Source organism: uncultured Mediterranea sp. (assembly GCF_902493215.1).
Lineage (GTDB): Bacteria > Bacteroidota > Bacteroidia > Bacteroidales > Bacteroidaceae > Bacteroides.
Window position 1 is genome coordinate 55,795 of record NZ_CABUOL010000005.1, and the last position, 22,822, is coordinate 78,616.

Sequence of the window (22,822 nt, forward strand, 5' to 3'; positions counted from 1 at the left end):
ACTAAACAGCCACAAAGATACGTAATTTTTCAGTTCACACAGACCAACTGACCGCAAAGAGTTTTTGATTATATGAAAATATTGACGTACTTTTGCAGGAAAAGCAATCCCATGCCTATATGACACTGAGCAAGAATAAAATCAAGTACATCCGTTCACTGGAACTGAAAAAGAACCGGAAAGCCGAAGGTGTTTTCCTGGCCGAAGGACACAAACTGGTAGGCGACCTGTTGGGGCACTTTCCCTGCCTGTTGCTGGCAGCCACTCCCGAATGGTTTGCATCCGGCAAGCACTCTTCACAACTGCCCGCTGATGAAATCGTGGAAGTAAGCGAAGAGGAGCTGGCGCGTGCCAGCCTGCTGAAAACGCCCCAACAGGTATTGGCCGTCTTCAGACAACCCGTCTATCCAACCGATACCTCCGTCATCGGCCGTTCCCTTTGCCTGGCACTGGATGGCGTACAAGACCCCGGCAACCTGGGTACCATTGTCCGGCTGGCCGACTGGTTCGGCATCGAAGATATCTTCTGCTCACCCAACACCGCCGACATATACAACCCCAAGGCCATGCAGGCCACCATGGGAGGTATCGCCCACGTGAAACTGCACTATACGCCCCTGCCCGACCTCATCCAAACATTGGGTGCGGATATTCCCGTCTATGGTACATTCCTAGACGGTAAAAACATGTATGGCGAAACCTTGTCTACCCATGGACTGATTGTAATGGGTAACGAAGGAAACGGTATCAGCCCGGAGGTAAGCCGCCTGATAAACCGCAGATTGTATATTCCCAATTTTCCTGCCGGACGCGAAACAGCCGAATCGCTCAACGTTGCCATTGCTACCGCAATAGTCTGTGCTGAGTTCCGGCGACAGGCACCATCGTTGTAAAGTCAAAAGGAAAGAGCAGGACCGGCATCCTATCGGCCAGCCTGCCGACAACATCGGCAGGCACCTTGTCGAGCAGGTTCTTCTTTCGGAACGAAAGGCCGCGTGCTTCTTCCTCGGAAGCGACGATTGCAATAACCCCCGGTTGCCATTCCGTATTTTCAATTTCAGAAGAAAGGGGGAACAAGGCACTGATACGTCCTTCCCTTATCTCTACCACATACTGCTTCAGGAAACCGTAATCCGGCAGATATACATAGTGGGCCGCATAGCGTATCATGGACGGATTCTCTTTTCTGATTTATCCAACTTCAGCTGACTGTTCTGCACAGGGCGTACTACGGACGGCTTCTGAAGCTTCGGTTTCTGTTCGCCGGCAGCAGAAGAGGAAGGTCTGGGACGTACACGGACAGCACCCGTACTACCCGATGTCTCTGTGGCAGCAGGTTTCTTCGTTACCGTATCGGCAGCCGGAACGGTTTCAACCTTCTTTCCCGAAACCGGAGCCAAAGTATCTTTCACCGCCACCTTCATCGTATCCGTACAATGATAGCGCATCAACGATATCCGGCTGAGCAACAACGGACGCTGTTCCTTCTGCTCCGGATAATAAACGAAACCTGTCACTTCCCTGATAGCCCCCAATGTATCGCCCTGCAAAGACAGCGTATGTTCACCAGCCTTCAGTATCCTGAGCATATCCCCTACAATACTGTCATTCTTATAATGAATCTGCAGGGCCATAACGGGAGCCGACAAGCTGTCATAATCCGCTCCCTGAAAGGCGAAACGAACATTCCAGCGCAATGTATCTCTATCCTGGAAATTGCTGTCGGAAGGCAGCGTAAACGTGATTTTGTTGTCCATCGGCATGCCCGACAACTGATACAACCGCTGCCATGCCCACACGTCAATGCTGTCTCCTGCCTTCGAAGTTCTCGGTTTATTGTCGCGCAAGGCAATCAAGGCTTCCAGACTTTCTTTCTCGCCCTTCAGACGTGCGTTGACATTCTCATAAATCTTGGAAAGGACTTCGGGATTGCGCGAGAACCACACCATCGACGAATCGAACTGCGCTTTCGTTATGCCATTTTTCCGGAAAGCAGCCTCCACATAAAGCACCCGCTTGTAGTTTTTACCATAAGGCACTTCCTCGCCCATCGCTTTGGCAATGTGATAGTCGTAAAGTACATTTTCCATCTGCCCGTCGGATAACACCGTATCAGGCCTTTCCACCTGACAGGCTGCCATTGACAGCAACAGGAACATTGCTGTACTACTCCGCTGAAGTCGTTTCCTGAGTTTCATTGCTGTTGTTGAATTACTGTATGATAGGCTTCATTCAGATACTTGCTGTAGAAGAGCAGCAAAGCTATGATGCCGCAACTGATGGAAGCATCGGCAAAATTGAAAATCGGACTGAAGAAAATAAAATGTTCACCACCCACAAAAGGCATCCACTCCGGCCAGTTGGTTTCAATGATAGGGAAATAGAACATGTCTACTACCTTACCATAGAACAAGGGGGCGTATCCGCCTCCTTCCGGCAGGAATGTAGCCAGCTGATAGGTAGTACTTTCATTGAACAACACACCGTAGAACACGCTGTCGATGATATTGCCCAAAGCACCGGTCAGTACCAGAGAGATACAGACAATAAAGCCGGTCTTCATCTTGTGCTGCACAAACTTGTAGAGGAACCATCCAATGACAGCCACTGCAACAAGACGAAAAGACGTCAAAAACAGTTTGCCGACAATCTCCATACCGAACGCCATGCCGTTGTTCTCTGTAAAGAAGATGTAAAACCACGTGGGAGGCTCGGCCTGAATACCCAGCTTGTCGTACAGCCAACCGATGGCATTGATGCTTTCGTGCCAGTACATGCCGGTCTTTACGGCCACTTTTATCAGCTGGTCCACAATCAAGACCGAGAATATCACCAACAGGGCTATACGGCCCTTTGTCCAAAAGTTCTTCATTCCGTCTGTTCTAAAAAAGCACAAGCTACAGGAGAAGGCATGTCAAGGAAAACAAACCTTTCATTGACATGCCCCCAGCCCTATAGCCTGTCAGGATTTCAAATCATTTCTTGCCGCTGTTCTTGGCTTCAATGCTCAGCGTGGCATGAGGCACAGCACGCAAACGTTCCTTCGGAATCAGTTTGCCTGTTTCGCGGCAAATGCCGTACGTCTTGTTCTCAATGCGCACCAAGGCAGCCTGAAGTCCCTGAATGAACTTCAGCTGGCGCTGGGCCAGGCGGGTCGTCTCTTCCTTGGACAAGGTATTGGCACCTTCTTCCAATACTTTATATGTAGGAGACGTATCATCCGTATCATTGCCGTCAGCACCGGTCAGGCTGGCCTTCAGCAAATCGTAGTCGCGCTGCGCCAACTCAAGCTTTTCCAATATAATGGCGCGAAACTCTTCCAACTCAGCATCTGAGTACCTTGTTTTTTCTGACATAATTGTAAATGTGTTTAGTTTGTTTCGGTATTAAATTATCTTTTCCATTCACTCTCAGTTCTTTTCAACCTTCACGAAGAGCGAGAAGTCGTCGAAGTTCAGCTCGGTGCCGTCCTGCACTTCATCGGCCAACGTGAGCGAGGTTGCCAGAACCTGGTTGCAAATATAGTCTTTATATTCGTTTACCGCATCATCTGTCTGCGTATTTTTAGACAATGTAATATTTATTTTGTCGGTAATCTCGAAACCACTGGACTTGCGGATGTTCTGGATGCGGTTCACCAGCTCGCGGGCCACACCTTCGCGACGCAGTTCCTCGGTAACGGTAACTTCCAGTGCCACAGTCAGTCGGCCTTCGTTGGCCACCAACCAGCCGGGGATGTCTTCGCTGAAGATTTCCACGTCGGCAGCCTCGACTACGGCTTCCGCACCGTCCAGATTGAAGGTGTAGCAGCCGTTCTTTTCCAGCTCGGCGATGGCTTCCTGTGACATTTCTGCTACAGCGGCAGCCACGGCCTTCATCTGCTTGCCGAACTTCGGACCCAACTTCTTGAAGTCGCACTTCACTTTCTTCACCAGTACGCCGGCGGCTCCGTCGACAAACTTGATTTCCTTCACGTTCACCTCGTTCATGATGAGCGTCTTCACGGCTTCGATGTGGGCACGCTGTTCTTCGTCCACCACAGGAATCATGATGCACTGAAGCGGCTGGCGTACCTTGATGTTCACCTTGCGGCGCAGAGCCAGTACCATGGACGTGATGTCCTGAGCCACCTGCATGCGGGCTTCGAGTTCGGTATTGACCAATGTCTCGTCGCAGACGGGGAACTGGGCGAGGTGGACGGAAACCACCTGGTCGCGGCCGGTCACGGCAATCAGGTCGCTATAGAGCATGTCGGCATAGAACGGCGCGATGGGTGCCATCAGCTTGGCCACCGTCTCGAGGCAGGTATAGAGGGTCTGATAAGCCGAAAGCTTGTCCTCGGTCATGCCGCCACCCCAAAAGCGCTTGCGGTTGAGACGCACATACCAGTTGGACAGGTTGTCGTTGACGAAGTCGGATATCAGACGGCCGGCCTTGGTGGGCTCATAGTCGTTGTAGCAGGCATCCACGTTCTTCACCAGCGTATTGAGCAGAGACAGAATCCAGCGGTCTATCTCGGGACGCTTCTCCATGGGCACATCGGCTTCCTTGTACTCGAAGCCGTCGACGTTGGCATAGAGGGCGAAGAAGGAATACGTATTATATAAGGTACCGAAGAACTTGCGGCGCACTTCCTCCACACCTTCGACGTCGAACTTCAGGTTGTCCCACGGCGAAGAGTTGGTAATCATGTACCAGCGCAAGGGGTCGGAACCGTATTTCTCGATGGTCGAGAAGGGATCGACGGCATTGCCCAGTCGCTTGGACATCTTGTTGCCGTTCTTGTCGAGCACCAGACCGTTGGAGATGACAGCCTTGTAGGAAACGCTGTCGAACACCATCGTGGCGATGGCATGGAGCGTGAAGAACCAGCCGCGCGTCTGGTCAACGCCTTCGGCGATGAAGTCGGCGGGATATACCTGATGGCTGTCCAGCAGCTCCTTGTTCTCGAACGGATAGTGTATCTGCGCATAAGGCATGGAGCCGGAGTCGAACCATACGTCGATCAGGTCGGTCTCGCGCTTCATGGGCTTGCCGTCCTTCGAAACGAGGATGATGTCGTCCACGTAGGGGCGGTGCAGGTCTATCTTGTCATAGTTCTCCTTCGTATATTCACCCGGCACGAAGCCTTTTTCCTTATAGGGGTTGCCCGTCATGAGGCCGGCGGCCACAGACTTCTCTATTTCGTTGTAGAGTTCTTCTACGGATTCAATGCACTTCTCTTCCGTGCCGTCCTCGGTGCGCCAGATGGGCAGCGGCGTACCCCAGTAGCGCGAACGGCTCAGGTTCCAGTCGTTCAGGTTCTCGAGCCACTTGCCGAAGCGTCCCGTACCCGTTGACTCGGGCTTCCAGTTGATGGTCTTGTTCAGCTCCATCATGCGCTCCTTGCAGGCGGTACTGCGGATGAACCAGCTGTCCAGCGGATAGTAGAGCACCGGCTTGTCCGTGCGCCAGCAGTGCGGATAGTTGTGCACATGCTTCTCTATCTTGAAGGCCTGGTTGGCTGCTTTCATCATCATGCAGATGTAGAAGTCGAGCGACTCGGCTGCCTGGGCGGCCTTCTCGTCGTACTTGCCGTCGACGGTGAACTGCGGGTCGTAGGCATTCTTCACCCAACGGCCCTGATATTCCTTGTAGGCCTCGGTATCGACGCACTGGGCCACGAACTTCTCGTCCAGCTCGTCCAGCAGGTAGAACTTACCCGTGAGGTCCACCATGGGGCGGGTTTCGCCACGCTTGTTGATCATGAACAGCGAAGGGATGCCGGCCGCACGTGCCACGTTGGCGTCGTCGGCACCGAAAGTCGGGGCGATGTGTACGATACCCGTACCGTCCTCGGTCGTCACATAGTCGCCGGGGATGACGCGGAACGCCTTGGCCGATGCTTCCTGCCAGTTGCCTTCGTTGTCCAGCTCGGTGGGCTTCACCCAGGGGATGAGCTGTTCGTACTCCATGCCCACGAGGTCCGTACCCTTGTACTCGCCTACCACCTTGAAGGGAATCAGTTTGTCGCCGGGCTTATAATCCTCTAATGCAACGTCTTCGGCCTTTTTGTTGAAGTGCGTATAGAGCAAAGCCTTGGCCAGTACGACGGTCATCTTCTCGCCCGTATAGCCGTTGTAGGTCTGCACGGCCACGTAGTCAATCTTCGGGCCGACGCAGAGGGCCGTGTTGCTGGGCAAGGTCCAGGGCGTGGTGGTCCAGGCGATGAAGTAAGGCGTACCCCATGCTGCCATTTCGGGCTTCGGGTTCTTCATCTTGAACTGGCCTACCACCGTCAGGTCCTTCACGTCGCGGTAGCAGCCGGGCTGGTTCAGCTCGTGCGAGCTCAGTCCCGTACCTGCGGCGGGCGAATAGGGCTGGATGGTATAGCCTTTATAGAGCAGGCCCTTCTTGTAGAGCTGCTTCAGCAGCCACCAGAGGGTATCGATGTAGCGGTTATCGTAAGTGATGTAAGGGTCTTTCATATCCACCCAGTAGCCCATCTTGTGCGTCAGGTCCTCCCACTCCTTCGTGAACTTCATCACGTCCTTGCGGCAGGCGGCGTTGTAGTCGGCCACGGAGATGGTCTTGCCGATGTCTTCCTTCGTGATGCCCAGCGCCTTCTCCACGCCCAGTTCCACGGGGAGTCCGTGCGTATCCCATCCGGCCTTGCGCTTCACCTGGAAGCCCTTCATCGTCTTGTAGCGGCAGAAGATGTCCTTGATGGTACGAGCCATGACGTGGTGAATACCCGGCATACCGTTGGCCGAGGGAGGTCCTTCGAAGAATACGAAGGAAGGACATCCTTCACGTTCTGTCATACTCTTGGCGAAAACCTGGTTTTCGTCCCATTTCTTCAACACTTCCTTGTTGATTTCCGATAGATTAAACTTTGAATGTTCGGCAAATTTACCCATGGTTTTATTTTTGTTTTTACTTTGAACGTTGTTTGTCGGAAGCCTCCGGCCACGCCCGCTTCGGACGCTTGGGGCCCTGCCTCCTGTTTTAAGGCTGCAAAATTATAAAAAAAGTGGAGAAAAGCGTTGTTTTAGAGAAGAAAAACATTTCCCGCCCCGCGACCGCTCTGTCCCGACGGCCTGCGACACCCTCCGAACTCCGACCGACGGAAGCCTTGACATTTTGACACTTTGTCGGACAAACGGCCTGAGAATCGCCTGTTTCGGCCCGAAGGAGAGGCCGCTCCCAACGGACGAAGCGCGAAGGTGCTTATCCGTTCTCGCACAGCAAGTTATCGAAATCCTTACATTTCAACCAGCTGAAAAAAGCCCCGAACGGGCGGCCGCAAAGCCTCATCGAGGACAAAACAATGCTTTCGCCAGAGGAAAACAATGCTTTTCGGAGGAAAAAACATCCTTTTTTCTCTTCCATTTCATACAATCTTCCGCTACGGAAGCTGCAACCTGACGACCGAAAACATACAATGTCCGCGCAAAACGTCTACTTCCTGCCCCGAAAAACACGGTTTCCACCCCTCTTTTTCCGCTATTTCCGCCCGAACGAAAAAAGGAGGAGTAAGCGCAAAGGCGCTTTTCCCCTCCACTTGTCAAGCACAAAGCCCGTTTTCCCGACAGGACGTCTGCGAGCATCAAAGCCCCAACTGCTCCGTCCAGCGTCGCACATCGGCCTCTCCTGCCCGATTGAGCAGGCGGCCGTCCTCCCACTTCAGGTCGGGATATTGCTTCCTCAGGGCCTTCACGCTCTGCGCAATGCTGCTTCCGCCCGACGTGGCAAAGGGAATCAGCCTCTTTCCTTTCAAGCCGTGGCTCTCGATAAAGGTGTTGATGATGCGCGGAGCCGCATCCCACCAGATGGGATAACCGATGAACACGACGTCGTATCCGCCCATGCCCTCCTTCTTCCCCTTCAGGGCGGGGCGCGCCTTCGGGTCATTCATCTCGACCGAACTCCTCGACTGCTTGTCGTGCCAGTCGAGGTCGGCACCCGTATAAGCCTCTTGGGGAACGATGGCAAAGAGCTCGCCACCCGTCACCCGCGCCAGCGTCTGAGCCGCACGGGCAGTAGTTCCGGTTGCCGAAAAATAGGCAACCAACACGTTGGAAGATTCTTTCATTGTCCGATTGTTTTTGCTTTGGGCACAGGCCGCAAGGCTCATGCCGCAGAGCAGGGTTAATGCAAATAACAGTTGTTTCATATCACTTCGTTTTTTTCGTTTACAGATACACGACAAAAGTAGTGCTTTCCGCCCACAACGCCATGACCCGTTTTACAGAGAAACCGACCCCAATTACAGCTTCCTGCGCATCGGCCTAGCGCACTTTCCTGCCCGCAACATTTGGAAGTCACGATAATAAAGCCTATCTTTACCCAAGAAAAAGACATACATTAACCCGAATAACAAAAACCTACTGATGAAAAAAGAAGACTTCATGCGGAAAGCCATCGAGCTTTCCATCGAAAATGTGAAGAACGGCGGAGGTCCGTTCGGAGCCGTCATCGTGAAAGACGGCGAGATAGTAGCCACGGGCGTGAACCGTGTGACGGCCAACCACGACCCTACGGCCCATGCCGAAGTGAGCGCCATCCGCGCTGCCTGCCAGAAGCTGGACACGTTCGACCTCAGCGGATGCGAAATCTATACCTCATGCGAGCCCTGCCCTATGTGTTTGGGAGCCATCTACTGGGCCCATCTGGACAAAATCTATTACGGCAACAACAAGGCCGACGCCGCCCGCATCGGCTTCGACGACTCGTTCATCTACGACGAACTGGCCCTGAAGCGCGAAGACCGCAACAAGGCCATGGAAGAACTCCTGCCCGACGAAGCCATCGCCGCCTTCCAGGCATGGGAAAACAAGGCCGACAAGGTGGAATATTGAAGTATCCGTCCTTCCTTCGGACAGAAAAAATTCGGACTTACCCGAGGTGCCTGAATGCACCTTCCAGGTAAGTCCGTTTATTTTATTGTCCGATGGCCCGAACGGCCACAACTTATTTTTTGAAGCGACAACGGATGAGACAAGGATTGTCTTCCTCCGTACGCAACGACAATTCGGCAAATTCCTGTTCCGACAAGTAGGGACGGAGAAGTTCAAACTCCGTAAAATTGACCAACGAAAGGAAATATCCGTCCGTAAACGACAACGGACGCAGGCGCAAGCCACCTTCCATCGTCTCAAAGACAAACGCGTGACCGTCGTTCTTCCGATAAAAGACATGGATGGAACGGTCAGCCGTACCCAGTCCCTTCTGTAGGTTTACATAATAATACGTAGAGTTCTCCCGATGAAACTTCATACAGAAGGGCAATATACCCTCCGACAAATCTTCAATCAAAAGCCGGTTCCGTTGGCTCTCATTCTCGATAGAGCGATACTTCTGCAACATCTGTTCACTGATACCGTCCTTACCGAAGTCCCACGAATAGGCCGGTTCCATATTCTCCCGTCCCAGTCCATAAACCACATTCTGGTAGCCCGAAGCAAAATACACCTTACCGGCGTATTCATAGAACGGCTGCATGCAGCCCATATCCAGTATGCGGTCGTTCCTCCAGAAACCACGAACCACATTCAAGGAGTCCTTCCCTACGACAGACAATCCGTCTTCATCCTCCCTCACACACGACCAAAGCACCAGATTCTCCGCATCCAGAGAAGAGACCGCATAATAATTGGGCTTGGCCGGCAGCTCGTCCTGTCTGACAAAACTTCCATCCAAACCATATCTTCCCATCCATCCAAAAGGGCTCAGCAGACAAATGTTCCGTCTGTCTTTGTCGATCATGAAATCACAAATCAACTGATACTCCCCCGGTCCGTTGCCCTTACGACTTATTTGCCGTACAAAACGGCCTTCTTCATCAAATTCGTACAACGCCGGACGCTGGCTATCGAACACATACAAACGGTTTTCAAAAGCCACGACTTTGTCCACACCCATCAGCAGACAGCTGTCCGTAGTTTCCAAAGGTACCAGCTCCATCTCAGAGAACAACTCACCAAAAGGAATTTCCGATGGAGTCAAATCTACTGACAAGGCCGTATCCTCTACATTACCTGCTTTCTTACCAGTGCATTGCACGAAGGACAGGATACACAAAACACTCCATAATACTACATTCTTCATATCCATAAAACTTTTATGAAAGTCCTTCATTTGAAATAGCATTTCACCAGGAACGGATTATCTTCTTCCGTGCGGTTCTCCAACTTGGTAAACTCTCCTTTATCCAACACATTCCCATAAGCCTCTATATCTTCATACGATGCCAATGACAATAGAAAATCGTTACAAAAATACATCGGTTGGAGCGTAACTCCCTCTGTCGTTTTATGGAAAAAGAAACTTTTGTCATCCGATTTCCGATAGAATATATTATAACGCCCTTGCTGCGGAGAGAACCCGAATACTAATTGAGTATAATAATATTTTTCATTCTGTCTATTTTCCCGAATACAATAAGGTATGGTCGATTCCTGTAGCTTTTTCATCAGTTCATCCCTTTCCTGCCTGTCTCCTTTTTCCTTCAATGAAAAACCAAAATCTTCTATCGAATAATTGTCATTACCGAAATCCCATTGATAAGCCACCTGCATACTGTCCAATCCCAGCCGATAAACCTCTCGCTGGAAAGGACGGAAGAAATACAACTCTTTGCCATACGAATGAAATGCACGCGGATAGAAAGACATCATATTGGGGTTGCCATGCCAATACTCCCGGACACATTTCAACGAATCCTTGGAAATAAGACTGATGCCGCGCTCTTCATTGTCCAACGGGAGCGTCCATGTCACATAATAATCCCCATAATCCATTACAGCCTGATAGTTCGATTTCTCCGGAAGGGGCAAACGCTCAAGGAAACGTCCTTCGGAATCGTAAACGAACATTTCCCAAAACGGCGACAACAGGCAGATATTACCGTTCCGCGAATCGTGAGCGACATCGTACACTTCCCGATATTCTCCCAAACCTTGTCCCCGCCTACCGATCTGCCTGATAAACCGACCGTTCTCGTCGAAAAGGAATAAGGCATAGCGCTTGTGGTCGAACACCTCATAGCGTCCGTTCCGACACAACACCTTATCGGGAAAAACCAACAAACTGGAGTCATTGGTTTCTAAAGGAATCACTTCCAGACGACTGAACAGATCTTTCATCGAAACATCCTGCTCGTTCAGCGATACTTTCAATACAGGATAGCCGAGTTCTCCTTGTTTATCCGAACACGAACCAAGGAGCAACAAACATAGGCAAACACTGATTACGTTCTTCATACGATAAATAATTTATAATCAAAGTATATATAAACAACTGGTAAACAAAAAAAACGCATGTACAAATATCATTCTATACAATCAATCACCAGCTCCTCAGTCTCCTCTCCACCAGACAAGGGATGATCAACATAGAACAGGAGGGCATCGGAAACCGGACACCAGCCCGTAAAGATATTGTACCGATGGGCCGGCAATTCTTCCTCGTCCAATACTGAAAAGTCATGGTCGAACAAGGTAAGAAAGAAACGTTTTTCCAACAACTGATCCATCAGCTTCTTTGAAGCATCGTACATCTGGCCGGCCGTGTGTAGGCGTACATAACGGCCTGATGCGGGAAGATACATCAATTCATAGAAATGCGGATTTTCCACGCGATGGCGTTCCCACTGGGTATAATCGGTACGCGAACGACAAGGCTCGGCCTTATTGGCCGTATATCGGCTGGGAGCTTCGAAAACGTCCGTCTGCCCGCTCCGACGGTCGATAACATAGATATGCGACTCCACGGGATAGTTGCACACAATCTTCTCTGCCGTAAACGTCAGATTAGGACGGCTCATGTCGGCATAGTCGCCTTCGGCCACATGGGGAACATCCACCGAGGCAGGCAACGGCATATCGGTTGCCCGACCGGTATCCAGAAAATACTCACGGACTTTGAATACGATCGAAGGCCCCGAAGCATCGCGAATGCCGAACAGAAGCGAACGACGATGCGCATCGTAGTATAACGGAGTGGTAGAAATGGCATAGTTCCGCTCAATCATCACCGCCTGCCCCGAAGACAAACCGGCCGCAAGCGGGACGCTTCGCAATACTAGTCCTTTTCCGTCAAGCAACAGAGCCTTCTGAGCCGCATCGTACACCCAAATGGAATCGGGCGAACAGACATACAGGCCGGAGATGGGACGAACCACCGCTGAAGCACCTTCCACAGCCAGGGGAATCTGCATACTGCCGAGGGAGTGAAGGTCGAAGCGGTCCAGTGCATGTTCCTTATAATTGTAGGCATACAGCCATTCCGACGTATCCTTCCTGCAAGTGCACGACAGGTAATAGGACTTCAGATTGAGAACATCGGAAGAAGGAATCTGCAGGGTTTTCGTCGTCAAGCCGATATGATCATCATCAGCAGCAGCTTTCCGGCTTCCCGAACTGCAAGAGGAAAACGCCAGACAAAGAGCCGGTACAGATATAAGAAATAGACGATTCAGTTTCATGGTACAAATCATAATCAATACTAAAAAGGAAGATGCTAAAAAGATAGCACCTTACTATTTATTCGGAGTTCAAAGGTAAACAAAAGAATTAATTTATACAAGAAGTACACAAAAAAGGCTGTATCAAAACAAAACCGCCCGTCTTAATCTGCGGTAAGTCCTGATACAGCCTTTATCTGTTTTGTCAAAGATGACAAGTTTATTCGCTCGCCTTCTGCGACTCTGCACTACGGTTCTTCATCTTCACTTCGTAAAGGTCGCTGCGGCGGTCCTTCAGGTTACGCACGCTGCCGTAGGTGTGCAGTTCGTTCAGCAGGTCGAGGTCGACGTCGGAGACAAGAATCATCTCCGTATTGGGCGTAGCCTCGGCGCGCTTGCCGTCCGTGGGGAAGGTGAAGTCGCAAGGCGTGAAGACACCCGACTGGGCATACTGGATGTCCATGTTGTGTACACGCGGCAGGTTGCCGACACTACCTGCGATGACCACGAAGCATTCGTTCTCGATGGCACGGGCGTGGGCACAGACCTTGACGCGGCTGTAAGCGTTCTGCGTATCGGTCATGAAGGGGACGAACAGAATCTGCATGCCCTGGTCGGCCATGATGCGCGACAGCTCAGGGAACTCCACGTCGTAGCAGATCAGGACGCCTATCTTGGCACAATCCGTCTCAAACGTCTTCAGCGCCTTGCCTCCGCTCAGACCCCAGCTCTTGATTTCGTCGGGCGTGACGTGTATCTTCTCGTACATCTCGTACGTACCGTCGCGGCGGCAGAGGAAGCCCACGTTGTACAGGCGGCCGTCTTCCTTGATGAGCGGCATGCTGCCCGTGATGATGTTGATGTTGTAGCTGATGGCCAGCTTGATGAAGCGCTCGCGTATCTCGTCAGTATAGGCAGCCAGGCCACGGATAGCTTCGGACTCGCCCTCGTTGTTGAAGCGGGCCATGAGCGGTGCGTTGAAGTATTCGGGGAAGAGGACGAAGTCGCTCTTGTAGTCGGACACGGCATCGACGAAGAACTCCACTTGCTCGAAGAGGTCGTCCAACGACGTGTAGTTACGCATCTGCCATTGCACGAGGCCCACGCGGACGGTGGTCTTCGGGCTGATGTATTCCTGCGTGGGCGGCTGGTAGTAGATGTTGTCCCACTGGAGCAGACAGGCATAGTGCTTGGACTCTTCGTCGTTGGGCAGGTAGTTGCGCATCACCTTGCGAACGTGGAAGTCATTGGAGAGCTGGAAGGTGAGCACGGGGTCATAAATTTCCTTCTGGCGCACCTTGTCGATGTATTCCTTGGGGCGCATCTGGTCGGCATACTTGTGGTAGTTGGGGATGCGGCCGCCGAACATGATAGCCTTCAGGTTGAGCTCCTCGCACAGCTCCTTGCGGTATTCGTACATGCGTCGGGCCAAACGAAGACCGCGGTATTGCGGATGGATGAAGACCTCGATGCCGTAGAGGATGTTACCCTTGGGGTTGTGGGTGTTGAAGGTTTCCTTACCCGTCACCTGGGCATAGGTGTGGTCGTTCTTCACGTCGTCGTAGTTGACAATGATGGATAGGGCGCAACCCACAATCTTCTCGTCGACCACTGTCACGATCTGTCCCTCGGGGAAGATGCGTATCAGTTTCTCTATCTGTTTGTGTGTCCAGAAGACGTCGCTTCCGTCCGTGTAGACACGGGTGAACGACTGGGCCAGCTGGTCGTAGTCTTCAATCTGCAGATTACGTATCTGCACTTTGTTGATTTTGATGGAATCCATTGTGTATCGTTCGTTTTAAATCTGTTTTCTTTAAAGCAAGGCAATCAGCTTGTCCACGTCTTCCTCGCGCGTGGCCCAGCTGGTGACGAAGCGCACCACCGTCTCCGTTTCGCCGCGGGGCCCCCACAGCTCGAAGGTGGCTTCACGCTTCAGGCGGTCGATGGTCTCGTTGGGCAGGCAGACGAACTGCTGGTTGGTGGGCGAATCGAGGTGGAGCTTGTAGCCCTTCTCCACGAAGGCTTGCTTCAGCTTCAGGGCCAAGCGGACGGCATGGGCGCCGATGCACTGGTAGAGGCCGTCGGTAAAGAGCGTGCCAAACTGGATGCCCAGCAGACGCCCCTTGGCCAACAACGCGCCGTGCTGCTTGACGAGGGAGAAGAAATGGGGCAACCGCTCAGGACGGGCAGCCACCACCGCCTCGCCAAAGAGGGCGCCGACCTTCGTGCCGCCGATGTAGAAGACATCGCACAGGCGGGCAATATCTTTCAGCGTGACGTCCGTTCCCTCGGCCGCCAGTCCGTAACCCAGGCGGGCGCCGTCCATATATAAAGGTATGTTCGCCTCGCGGCACACGCGACTCAGGTCTTCCAGCTCGTGGAGGGTATAGAGCGTGCCCAGTTCCGTGGGGTGCGAGATGTAGAGCATGCCCGGCGCCACCATGTGTTCGTAGGTCTCGTCGCGGTAGAAGTTGCGGATGTAGGCCTCCACGTCGGCGGCCTTCACCTTGCCGTCGTATTGGGGCAGCGTCAGCACCTTGTGACCCGTGGCCTCGATGGCGCCCGCTTCGTGCACATTGATGTGGGCCGACTCAGCACCCAGCACGCCTTCGTGGCGGGCCAGCAGGGCATCGATGACGGTAGCATTGGTCTGCGTGCCGCCCACCAGGAACTGAACAGCTGCCTGCGGCTGGCCGCAAGCCTCGCGTATCAGGTCCTTGGCGCGGGCCGTATAGTCGTCGCAACCATATCCGGGCGTCTGCTCCAAATTGGTTTCCAGCAGGCGGCGCATCACTTCGGGATGCGCGCCTTCCATATAGTCGGTATCAAAATGTATCATGGTTCGGATGTTTTTAGTAAATCGGGGGCAAAGTTACGGTTTATTTCAGCTCGCGGTTCAGTGGCGGGCATCTTTTTATAGAGAGGCACTCAGCCCTTTTTATAGTGGAACAATAGGATACTGATTATCAGCAACAAACGAGTTTATTTTAATTTATCAGCAATAAACTGTCAGTTTATCCGTATTAAACTGGTAGTTTAAAGCGATTAAACTGATAGTTTAAACGGAGTAAACTGGCAGTTTAAAGCTTTTAAACGGATGGTACAAAAACGGTGAACGGATGAAATACCCATCGATTTCTGTCCTGCTTCCGCTTTCTTTTGGAAATAATTCGGTATCTTTGTCGGCAAGGAGAAGGAACTGTGCAAGCATTTCCCCCACCGTTTCAACTCATTGCATAAACAAACATTATCATGAAAAAGCATCTTTTTGCCTCACTGGCTGCCCTCTCGGCCGCCGCTACGCTGGCTGCCCAAGAGCGCCCCAACATCGTAGTCTTCCTCGTAGACGATATGGGACTGATGGATACTTCCGTCCCCTTCATCACCGACCGCAACGGAGAACCCCAACGCCAGCCACTGAACGACTGGTACCGCACGCCCAACATGGAACGGCTGGCCGCGCAGGGTATCTGCTTCTCTACCTTCTACGCCCAAAGCGTCAGCTCGCCCTCGCGCACGTCCATCATGACAGGACAGAACGCGGCACGCCACCGCACCACCAACTGGATAAACGCCGAAAGCAACAACCGCGACCAGTTCGGCCCCTATGAATGGAACTGGCAGGGGCTGAAGGCCGATGCACAAATCTATCCCGCCGTACTGAAAGCAGCCGGATACAAGACCATCCACGTGGGCAAGGCGCACTTCGGATGCAAGGACAGCGAAGGCGAAGACCCTACCCGACTGGGCTTTGACGTCAACATCGCCGGCTCGTCCATCGGCCATCCGGGCAGCTACCACGGCGAGAACGGATACGGATGGATCAAAGGGCAACGCGCACGGGCCGTACCTGACCTGAAGCAATATCACGGCACGTCCACCTTCCTGTCCGACGCGCTGACACTGGAAGCCGAAAAGGAGATAGACAAAGCCATCGCCGAGGGCAAACCTTTCTACCTGAACATGGCCCATTATGCCGTACACGCCCCCTTCGAGACAGACGAACGCTTCATCGGCCACTATCAGAACAGCGACAAGCCCCAGCAGGCAAAGGCTTTCGCCACGTTGATAGAGGGCATGGACAAATCGCTGGGCGACCTGCTGGACAAGCTGAACGAAGCCGGTGTGGCCGAGAATACACTGGTTATCTTCCTGGGCGACAACGGTGGTGACGCCCCGCTGGGAGGAGCAGCCGACTATGGCTCGTCGGCACCGCTCAAGGGAAAGAAAGGTTCGGAATACGAAGGCGGTGTACGGGTGCCCTTCATCGCCGCCTGGGCCAAGCCCGACGCTTCCAACAAGTTCCAGAAGGCTTATCCCATCGCCCAAGGCTGCATGCAGACCCAGATGGGTACGGTGATGGATCTTTATCCCACCATTCTGTCCGTGGCCGGCGTCAAGGCTCCGAAGGGACACGTACTGGACGGCTCCGACCTGAAGAAACTGCTGGCCGGCAAGGCCGACAAGAAGCATCGCGACGACTTCCTGATGCACTTCCCCCACCAGCACCGCGGCAGCTACTTCACCACCTACCGCAAAGGCGACTGGAAGCTGATCTACTACTACAACCCCGAAACCGACGGCAAGCCCACCTGCAAGCTGTTCAACCTGGCCGATGACCCGTTCGAGAAGAACGACCTGGCACAGACGGAACAGAAGAAAGTGCGTGAACTCTGCCGGCTGATGATCGAAAGGCTGGAACAGGAAAAGGCACTCTACCCCATCGACAAGCAGAATAAGACACTCTATCCCGTGGTGCCGGAGGTGTAACGCCTGTACGATTACTTGAAACAATGACAAGTCCAACCCAACAACGACAATATAGATATGAAATTATATGCAAGTTTAGCGCTGCTTCTCCTGGCCTCTTCCTGCGTCAACCATGAACCGGTAGAGAAATATCCGGCTCCGGTCGGTGTATCCGATGCAGACGGATGGGTATATAATACGGAGATCAGTGACGAATTCGACGGTGAAACGCTTGATACCGTCAAATGGTTTGACCACAACCCGACGTGGCAGGGAAGGCAACCGTCTTTATTCAGAAAAGAGAATGTGAGATTGGAGAACGGAGAACTGATTCTTACAGGCAGACGTGAGGATGTGGCAGGTGCCCCCGAGGGATACCACACATTTACCTCTGCCGCCGTTCAAAGCAGAAAAAAGGTGCTATACGGCTTCTTTGAGATAAAATGCAAGGCGATGAACTCAGCTTTGTCCAGTGCCTTTTGGCTCTATGTGCAAGACTCCATCAAGCAGGAAGAGATAGACATCTTTGAGATATGTGGAAGAAACGATTTTAATCCGTCTTATGCCAAAACGTATTTTGCCACTTCACATTACATCATAAAGACACACAACCTGCAAATAAGCGATCACGTAGAACACATAGGCGAACAGCCTTGGGCAGAACGTTATTTCGTTGCCGGATTGAAATGGACACGCGACGAATTGGTATGGTATGTGGACGGCAAAGAAATCCGCAGAAGAAAAAACGATTTCTGGCATTCGCCTGAAACCATCAATTTCGACAGCGAGGCTTTCCCCTCCTGGTGGGGATTGCCATCGGACAGCGACAATGGCGGAGAGTTTAAAATCGAATACTTCAGATATTGGAGTAAACCAACCACCGGCGACGAAGCCACCATTTTTGTGAACGACATGAAATAATACAAGATTGCCCGCCATTGACAGAATTGGCATCAATGGCGGGCAATTTGTATCCGATTGTCCTACGCAACTCAGAACTCGTACATCAGTGTCTGCAAGGCTCGGTCGTCCGAACTTCCTCCGTAGAGCAACTTGTAACTGCCCTTCAGGGGACGGACGGTATTGCTTTCCTTGTCCCACCAGTTGAAGGTTTCCTCCGTCAGAGGCAGGCTGACCGTACAGGTAGTTCCGGCAGGAATGTGCACACGCTTGAAGGCACGTAACGTCTTACGCGGCCCGTCGGCATCGTCAGGACGATTCAGATAAAGCTGAACCACTTCATCGCCGTCCATACTTCCTGTATTGGTAACGGGTACCAGCAGACAGCCATCCTTCACCTCGGCCTTGCCGTATGCAAAGGTCGTATAGCTCAATCCATAGCCGAAGGGGAAGAGCGGAGTCCCTTCGAAGTAACGGTACGTGCGTCCCTTCATGCTATAATCCTGGAAGTCGGGCAGCTGACCCACATTCTTGTAGAAGGTGACGGGCAGGCGTCCGGCCGGATTGTAGTCGCCATAGAGCACATCGGCCACAGCTGTACCACCTGCCTCGCCGGGATACCATGCCTGCAGGATGGCATCGCACGTCTGTGTTTCTGGTTCCAACCCTACTGCGCTACCCGAATAGTTGACGAAGACCACTTTCTTTCCGGCAGCCTTCAACGCCTTGAGTAACTGACGCTGGATAGCAGGCAGCTCGATGTCTGCACGGTCGCCACCCTTGAAGCCTTTCACATCTACTCTCATTTCCTCACCTTCCAGCAACGGAGAGATGCCTCCGGCAAAAATCACAACTTCAGCACTACCCACTTGCTTCAACAGGGTTGCCGCATCCAAAGGCTTCGTCTGTGCCACCTCTTCCTTCTTATGCTTCGGCACAAAACCTTCCGCATAAAGAGCACCGGGCACATAAATCAGCTGTTCTTTGGGCAGACGCTTCTGCAAAGCTTCGAACAAAGTAACGGTGTGACTGGGGAAGCCGTTGTAGTTGCCCCACTGCATTACCGAGTCATTGGCATTGGGACCGACAAGGGCAACGGTCATATCGGCCTTCAACGGCAACAGATTGTTCTTGTTCTGAAGCAGGGTCATACTCTCACGGGCCATGCGTAGAGCCAGTGCCTGGTGTGCATGACAGTTGACAACCGAGTCGGGGATGGCATCCCAAGGCGTCGTCTCATCCATCTCACCCAACTCGAAGCGCGCTTTCAGCAAACGGGCTACTGAACGATCCAAATCAGCCTCCTTAATCTTGCCCTGACGAACGGCATCGGGCAGCGACTTATAGACACTGCCACACTCCAAGTCCGTTCCCGTCAAGACAGCAGCCGAAGAAGCATCAGCCTCATCCTGATGGGTTTCATGATGACCCTTGGCATAGAAGTCATTGATGGCACCGCAATCGCTCACCACAATTCCCTCGTATCCCCATTCATCACGCAGAATCTGCATCAGCAGACGGTCGCTGTTACAGCAAGGCGAACCTTCGAACCGGTTGTAGGCACACATCACTTCCTTTACACCAGCCTTCTGCACCAGATCCTTGAAGGCAGGCAGATAGGTTTCCCACAGGTCGCGCGGGTCAATGTTCTCGGCGTTGAAACTATGACGGTTCCACTCAGGACCGGAGTGGACGGCATAATGCTTGGCACAGGCATGCGCCTTGTCGTACTTACTGTCTTCGGGACCTTGCAGGCCTCTGACGACAGCCATACCCAACTGGCCCGTAAGGTATGGGTCTTCACCATAAGTCTCCTGCCCGCGTCCCCAGCGCGGATCGCGGAAGATGTTGATATTGGGTGTCCAAAAGGTCAGCCCTTCATAACGTTTATAACTGCTGTCTCTGCGGGCAATGTGGTTCTTGGCACGTGCTTCATCGCTCACAGCGGTAAATACCACGTGGAGCAACGAGTCGTTGAAGGCGGCCCCCATACCGATAGCCTGCGGAAAAACGGTAGCCCGACCGTTGCGGGCCACACCATGCAGGGCTTCGTTCCACCATTCATAAGGCTTGATACCCAAACGCGGCACAGCGGATGAATTGTTCTGCATCAACGATGCTTTCTCTTCCAAGGTAAGACGTTGCACCAGGTCTGCCGCCCGTTCTTCGGGCGACAGGGAAGCATCCTGATAAGGAAGCTTTTGTTGGCAAGCCGACAGCAGGGCGGCGGCCAGCAGGACAGGAATAAAATTCTTCTTCATAAGCGTTTCTGTTTGTTCATTTATTGATTATACTCAGTTATATTCATGCAATTTGCGGTTTTCCACATTTACTAATATGAGAAAGTACCTTTCAGACGAATATCTTCAACCGAAGCTCCAATGTAAACCTCAAACTCGCCCGGCTCCAATACAAATTCCATATCCCGGTTCCAAAGTTTCAGGTCGTCTGCCGTGAGTGTAAAAGAGACCTCCTCTTCCTCTCCCGGTTTCAGGAAAATCTTATGGAAAGCTTTCAAGGCTTTTACAGGCGTAGTGACACTGCTTACTTTATCTCGGATATACAGCTGGACAACCTCGGCACCCTCGCGCGAGCCGGTATTCTTTACCCGGCAACGTACCGACACTTCCCCCTCGGGCAACTGATTGTCAATAGACAAGTTGCTATACCCGAAGGTTGTGTAGCTCAATCCATATCCCAGGCAGAACAAAGGGTCCGGCGAGGAAAAGACGTAGTCACGTCCAGGCTTTTCAGGCGTGCCACGCTGTCTGTAGTAACCTTTCCCCGACGGTTTATGATTGGCGTACATCGAAATATGCCCCGTTGTAGGCGGAAAGGTTACAGACAAACGCCCTGACGGATTGACGTCTCCAAACAGAATCCTGCTGATGGCATCGCCTCCTTTCTCACCCGGATACCAGGCTTCCAGAACCGCATCCACCTTTTTCACTTCTTCGGGTATGGTATATGGACGTCCGTTCAACATGACCAGAATCAGTTTTTTCGCCTGTTTGGCTACCACATCCAGCAATTCGGCCTGCACGCCGGGAAAATTCAGTTCATTTCTGTCGTATCCTTCCCCACACGTATTCGTCTCCCGTGAATTTGCGTCTCCCCAGCCGATGCCCGAATAAATGACACTGGTACCTCCCAGTACCAAGATCACCACATCACTTTCCTGTGCCAGCTGGGCCGCTTCTTCGAAACCGCTTCTCGAAAGCGAAGTGATTCCACAACCTTCCGCATAGTTCACCTCAACGTCTTTCCCGACGTAGTTCCGGATACCCTCGAGCACCGTAACGCCATAATCATTGTTTTTCGTGATGCTATAATCGCCAAACTGTACTTTATCTGCATTCGGCCCGATAACGGCAAGACGCTTCAGGCCTTTCTTTGCCAACGGAAGCGTCTGGTTATCATTCTTCAACAAGACAACCGATTCTTCTGCAATCCGTTGGGCCAAATCAATATGTTCCCGGCAATGCACAACCTTTTTCGCCTTCGCAGCCGAATAGCGGAAGGGACGTTCAAACAAGCCCAGTTTGAACTTGATCCGCAAGACACGAGCTACTGCAGAGTCGACCAAGTTCTCCGGGATTCTCCCCTCTTTCACCAATGCAGGCAGTTCGCTAAAGGCGTAGCTGCCCGGAGCCTCCAAATCGACGCCGGCCGTCAAAGCCTGCACGGCCGACTCGGCTTTATCGTGGGCAGTATAATGGAATCTGTCCAACATCCCAATGGCACCGTAATCAGAAAATACATATCCATCAAAGCCCCACTCTTTCCTCAGTACATCCGTCAGTAACCAGCGGTTGGCATGTACGGGTATTCCGTCCACTTCATGATAGCCAGGCATCAGACTATAGACATTGGCTTCTTGTACTGCTGCCTTGAAAGGAACAAAATGCAATTCCCGCAGATTACGCTCACCCACCAAAGAAGGAGCCAGATTGATACCTGCTTCAGGTACAGAATAGGCTACAAAATGTTTGGCGGTACAAGCCAATTTGCCGGGTTCTATTCCGCGACGGGTATGACGGGCTTCCCCCTGCATACCGGTAACAAAAGCCACTCCCATTTCCTTCACAAGACACGGGTCTTCGCCATAGCATTCCTCCACGCGCCCGTAACGGGGATCACGGGCCAAATCGAACAACGGAGAAAGTGCCTGATCGACACCAGACAAAGAAGCCTCTTCGGCAATGACGGCCGCCATCTGCCGAACCAGATCCGGATTCCAGGTAGAACCCAAACCGATTGCCTGTGGGAAAATGGTAGTTCCCAAAGCCATCTGGCCATGCAGACATTCTGCTATCTGGATGGCCGGAATTCCCAAACGGGTTTGTGTTCGCAGATAATGGTCAGCCGCTTCCGAATATAAGGCCACCTTACTATGTTCCACAAAAGGACTCTCCAGGCAACCAATACTCCGGCCTTGAAACAGTTTTATCAAAGAACTGTCAGTCACAGCACCCTTTTCGTCCATTCGCAAAGCATTCAGGCTCTTCATATTCAGCTGGTCCACTTTTTCTTCCAACGTCATCCGCTGAAGCAAGTCCTGTACTCTTTCTTCCACCGGCAAGGAAGGATTTTTATAGGGTAACAGCTCCTGAGCCTTCGTCATACCTGAGAATGATACAGCCGACAGGCACATGACCAATGTCACCCCCCAAAGGTTATCTATCTTCCCCATATTTCACTCCTATATAATATTCTATTGGATTACTG

17 protein-coding genes are annotated in these 22,822 nt (G+C 52.2%); 4 read left to right on the top strand and 13 right to left on the bottom strand.

The genetic code is table 11. From position 1 onward, the window contains the following. Positions 1-119: 119 nt before the first annotated feature. Positions 120-893 carry a TrmH family RNA methyltransferase gene (locus RDO88_RS04545; RefSeq protein WP_307758250.1) on the top strand — a complete coding sequence of 258 codons (774 nt, stop codon included), beginning with the start codon at positions 120-122 and terminating at the stop codon, positions 891-893. Here the strand turns inward: RDO88_RS04545 and RDO88_RS04550 are convergent. The 6 genes from RDO88_RS04550 to RDO88_RS04575 all read right to left on the bottom strand — a co-directional run bounded on the left by RDO88_RS04550 (position 844) and on the right by RDO88_RS04575 (position 8,155). Beyond that, entirely contained in the window at positions 844-1,170 is a 327-nt protein-coding gene (locus tag RDO88_RS04550; protein WP_307758251.1) for a hypothetical protein, read from the bottom strand. The genes RDO88_RS04545 and RDO88_RS04550 overlap by 50 nt on opposite strands. Next, positions 1,167-2,198, bottom strand: coding sequence for a DUF4296 domain-containing protein (locus RDO88_RS04555; protein ID WP_307758252.1), 1,032 nt, complete (start codon positions 2,196-2,198; stop codon positions 1,167-1,169). The genes RDO88_RS04550 and RDO88_RS04555 overlap by 4 nt, the downstream gene beginning before the upstream one ends. Continuing rightward, positions 2,195-2,872 carry a lipoprotein signal peptidase gene (locus tag RDO88_RS04560; RefSeq protein ID WP_307758253.1) on the bottom strand — a complete coding sequence of 226 codons (678 nt, stop codon included), beginning with the start codon at positions 2,870-2,872 and terminating at the stop codon, positions 2,195-2,197. The genes RDO88_RS04555 and RDO88_RS04560 overlap by 4 nt, the downstream gene beginning before the upstream one ends. Before the next feature lie 103 nt (positions 2,873-2,975). Next, positions 2,976-3,356 (bottom strand): TraR/DksA C4-type zinc finger protein, encoded by a 381-nt coding sequence (locus RDO88_RS04565; protein WP_307758254.1) that lies wholly within the window; start codon positions 3,354-3,356, stop codon positions 2,976-2,978. Positions 3,357-3,410: 54 nt separating this feature from the next. Then, positions 3,411-6,899, bottom strand: coding sequence for an isoleucine--tRNA ligase (gene ileS, locus RDO88_RS04570; protein ID WP_307758255.1), 3,489 nt, complete (start codon positions 6,897-6,899; stop codon positions 3,411-3,413). A gap of 689 nt (positions 6,900-7,588) precedes the next feature. Continuing rightward, positions 7,589-8,155, bottom strand: a complete 567-nt coding sequence (locus tag RDO88_RS04575; protein WP_307758256.1) for a flavodoxin — start codon at positions 8,153-8,155, stop codon at positions 7,589-7,591. Between the two features lie 217 nt (positions 8,156-8,372). Here RDO88_RS04575 and RDO88_RS04580 point away from each other — a divergent pair, with 217 nt between their 5' ends. Further along, positions 8,373-8,840, top strand: a complete 468-nt coding sequence (locus RDO88_RS04580; protein WP_307758257.1) for a deaminase — start codon at positions 8,373-8,375, stop codon at positions 8,838-8,840. A 112-nt stretch (positions 8,841-8,952) separates the two neighbouring features. Here the strand turns inward: RDO88_RS04580 and RDO88_RS04585 are convergent, their stop codons facing one another. The 5 genes from RDO88_RS04585 to RDO88_RS04605 form a co-directional block, all read right to left on the bottom strand. Beyond that, positions 8,953-10,089, bottom strand: a complete 1,137-nt coding sequence (locus RDO88_RS04585) for a 6-bladed beta-propeller (RefSeq protein WP_307758258.1) — start codon at positions 10,087-10,089, stop codon at positions 8,953-8,955. 26 nt (positions 10,090-10,115) lie between these two features. Next, positions 10,116-11,243 carry a 6-bladed beta-propeller gene (locus RDO88_RS04590; RefSeq protein ID WP_307758259.1) on the bottom strand — a complete coding sequence of 376 codons (1,128 nt, stop codon included), beginning with the start codon at positions 11,241-11,243 and terminating at the stop codon, positions 10,116-10,118. 68 nt (positions 11,244-11,311) lie between these two features. Continuing rightward, positions 11,312-12,466: a DUF4221 family protein gene (locus tag RDO88_RS04595; protein ID WP_307758260.1), complete on the bottom strand. Its 1,155-nt coding sequence runs from the start codon at positions 12,464-12,466 to the stop codon at positions 11,312-11,314. Between the two features lie 199 nt (positions 12,467-12,665). Further along, a complete protein-coding gene (locus tag RDO88_RS04600; protein ID WP_307758261.1) occupies positions 12,666-14,228 on the bottom strand; it encodes a GNAT family N-acetyltransferase in 1,563 nt (520 codons plus the stop codon). Between the two features lie 30 nt (positions 14,229-14,258). After that, the gene (locus tag RDO88_RS04605) at positions 14,259-15,284 is read right to left on the bottom strand and encodes an aminotransferase class I/II-fold pyridoxal phosphate-dependent enzyme (RefSeq protein WP_307758262.1); all 1,026 of its coding nucleotides are present in this window, start codon (positions 15,282-15,284) and stop codon (positions 14,259-14,261) included. A gap of 413 nt (positions 15,285-15,697) precedes the next feature. Here RDO88_RS04605 and RDO88_RS04610 point away from each other — a divergent pair, with 413 nt between their 5' ends. Together RDO88_RS04610 and RDO88_RS04615 are read left to right on the top strand one after the other, a co-directional pair. Further along, positions 15,698-17,215: a sulfatase-like hydrolase/transferase gene (locus tag RDO88_RS04610; protein WP_307758263.1), complete on the top strand. Its 1,518-nt coding sequence runs from the start codon at positions 15,698-15,700 to the stop codon at positions 17,213-17,215. A 57-nt stretch (positions 17,216-17,272) separates the two neighbouring features. Next, on the top strand, positions 17,273-18,115 hold the full coding sequence (locus RDO88_RS04615) for a family 16 glycosylhydrolase (protein ID WP_307758264.1): 843 nt from the start codon (positions 17,273-17,275) through the stop codon (positions 18,113-18,115). Positions 18,116-18,186: 71 nt separating this feature from the next. Here RDO88_RS04615 and RDO88_RS04620 read toward each other — a convergent pair whose 3' ends face one another. Both RDO88_RS04620 and RDO88_RS04625 read right to left on the bottom strand, forming a co-directional pair. Next, the gene (locus RDO88_RS04620) at positions 18,187-20,355 is read right to left on the bottom strand and encodes a glycoside hydrolase family 3 C-terminal domain-containing protein (protein WP_307758265.1); all 2,169 of its coding nucleotides are present in this window, start codon (positions 20,353-20,355) and stop codon (positions 18,187-18,189) included. Between the two features lie 71 nt (positions 20,356-20,426). Next, a complete protein-coding gene (locus tag RDO88_RS04625; RefSeq protein WP_307758266.1) occupies positions 20,427-22,787 on the bottom strand; it encodes a glycoside hydrolase family 3 N-terminal domain-containing protein in 2,361 nt (786 codons plus the stop codon). Positions 22,788-22,822 lie beyond the last annotated feature (35 nt).

Excerpts from the sequence above, each read along its gene's own strand:
- RDO88_RS04545 (WP_307758250.1), top strand. The coding sequence starts at position 120 with ATGACACTGAGCAAGAATAAAATCAAGTACATCCGTTCACTGGAACTG.
- RDO88_RS04550 (WP_307758251.1), bottom strand. The coding sequence starts at position 1,170 with ATGATACGCTATGCGGCCCACTATGTATATCTGCCGGATTACGGTTTC.
- RDO88_RS04555 (WP_307758252.1), bottom strand. The coding sequence starts at position 2,198 with ATGAAACTCAGGAAACGACTTCAGCGGAGTAGTACAGCAATGTTCCTG.
- RDO88_RS04560 (WP_307758253.1), bottom strand. The coding sequence starts at position 2,872 with ATGAAGAACTTTTGGACAAAGGGCCGTATAGCCCTGTTGGTGATATTC.
- RDO88_RS04565 (WP_307758254.1), bottom strand. The coding sequence starts at position 3,356 with ATGTCAGAAAAAACAAGGTACTCAGATGCTGAGTTGGAAGAGTTTCGC.
- ileS (WP_307758255.1), bottom strand. The coding sequence starts at position 6,899 with ATGGGTAAATTTGCCGAACATTCAAAGTTTAATCTATCGGAAATCAAC.
- RDO88_RS04575 (WP_307758256.1), bottom strand. The coding sequence starts at position 8,155 with ATGAAACAACTGTTATTTGCATTAACCCTGCTCTGCGGCATGAGCCTT.
- RDO88_RS04580 (WP_307758257.1), top strand. The coding sequence starts at position 8,373 with ATGAAAAAAGAAGACTTCATGCGGAAAGCCATCGAGCTTTCCATCGAA.
- RDO88_RS04585 (WP_307758258.1), bottom strand. The coding sequence starts at position 10,089 with ATGAAGAATGTAGTATTATGGAGTGTTTTGTGTATCCTGTCCTTCGTG.
- RDO88_RS04590 (WP_307758259.1), bottom strand. The coding sequence starts at position 11,243 with ATGAAGAACGTAATCAGTGTTTGCCTATGTTTGTTGCTCCTTGGTTCG.
- RDO88_RS04595 (WP_307758260.1), bottom strand. The coding sequence starts at position 12,466 with ATGAAACTGAATCGTCTATTTCTTATATCTGTACCGGCTCTTTGTCTG.
- RDO88_RS04600 (WP_307758261.1), bottom strand. The coding sequence starts at position 14,228 with ATGGATTCCATCAAAATCAACAAAGTGCAGATACGTAATCTGCAGATT.
- RDO88_RS04605 (WP_307758262.1), bottom strand. The coding sequence starts at position 15,284 with ATGATACATTTTGATACCGACTATATGGAAGGCGCGCATCCCGAAGTG.
- RDO88_RS04610 (WP_307758263.1), top strand. The coding sequence starts at position 15,698 with ATGAAAAAGCATCTTTTTGCCTCACTGGCTGCCCTCTCGGCCGCCGCT.
- RDO88_RS04615 (WP_307758264.1), top strand. The coding sequence starts at position 17,273 with ATGAAATTATATGCAAGTTTAGCGCTGCTTCTCCTGGCCTCTTCCTGC.
- RDO88_RS04620 (WP_307758265.1), bottom strand. The coding sequence starts at position 20,355 with ATGAAGAAGAATTTTATTCCTGTCCTGCTGGCCGCCGCCCTGCTGTCG.
- RDO88_RS04625 (WP_307758266.1), bottom strand. The coding sequence starts at position 22,787 with ATGGGGAAGATAGATAACCTTTGGGGGGTGACATTGGTCATGTGCCTG.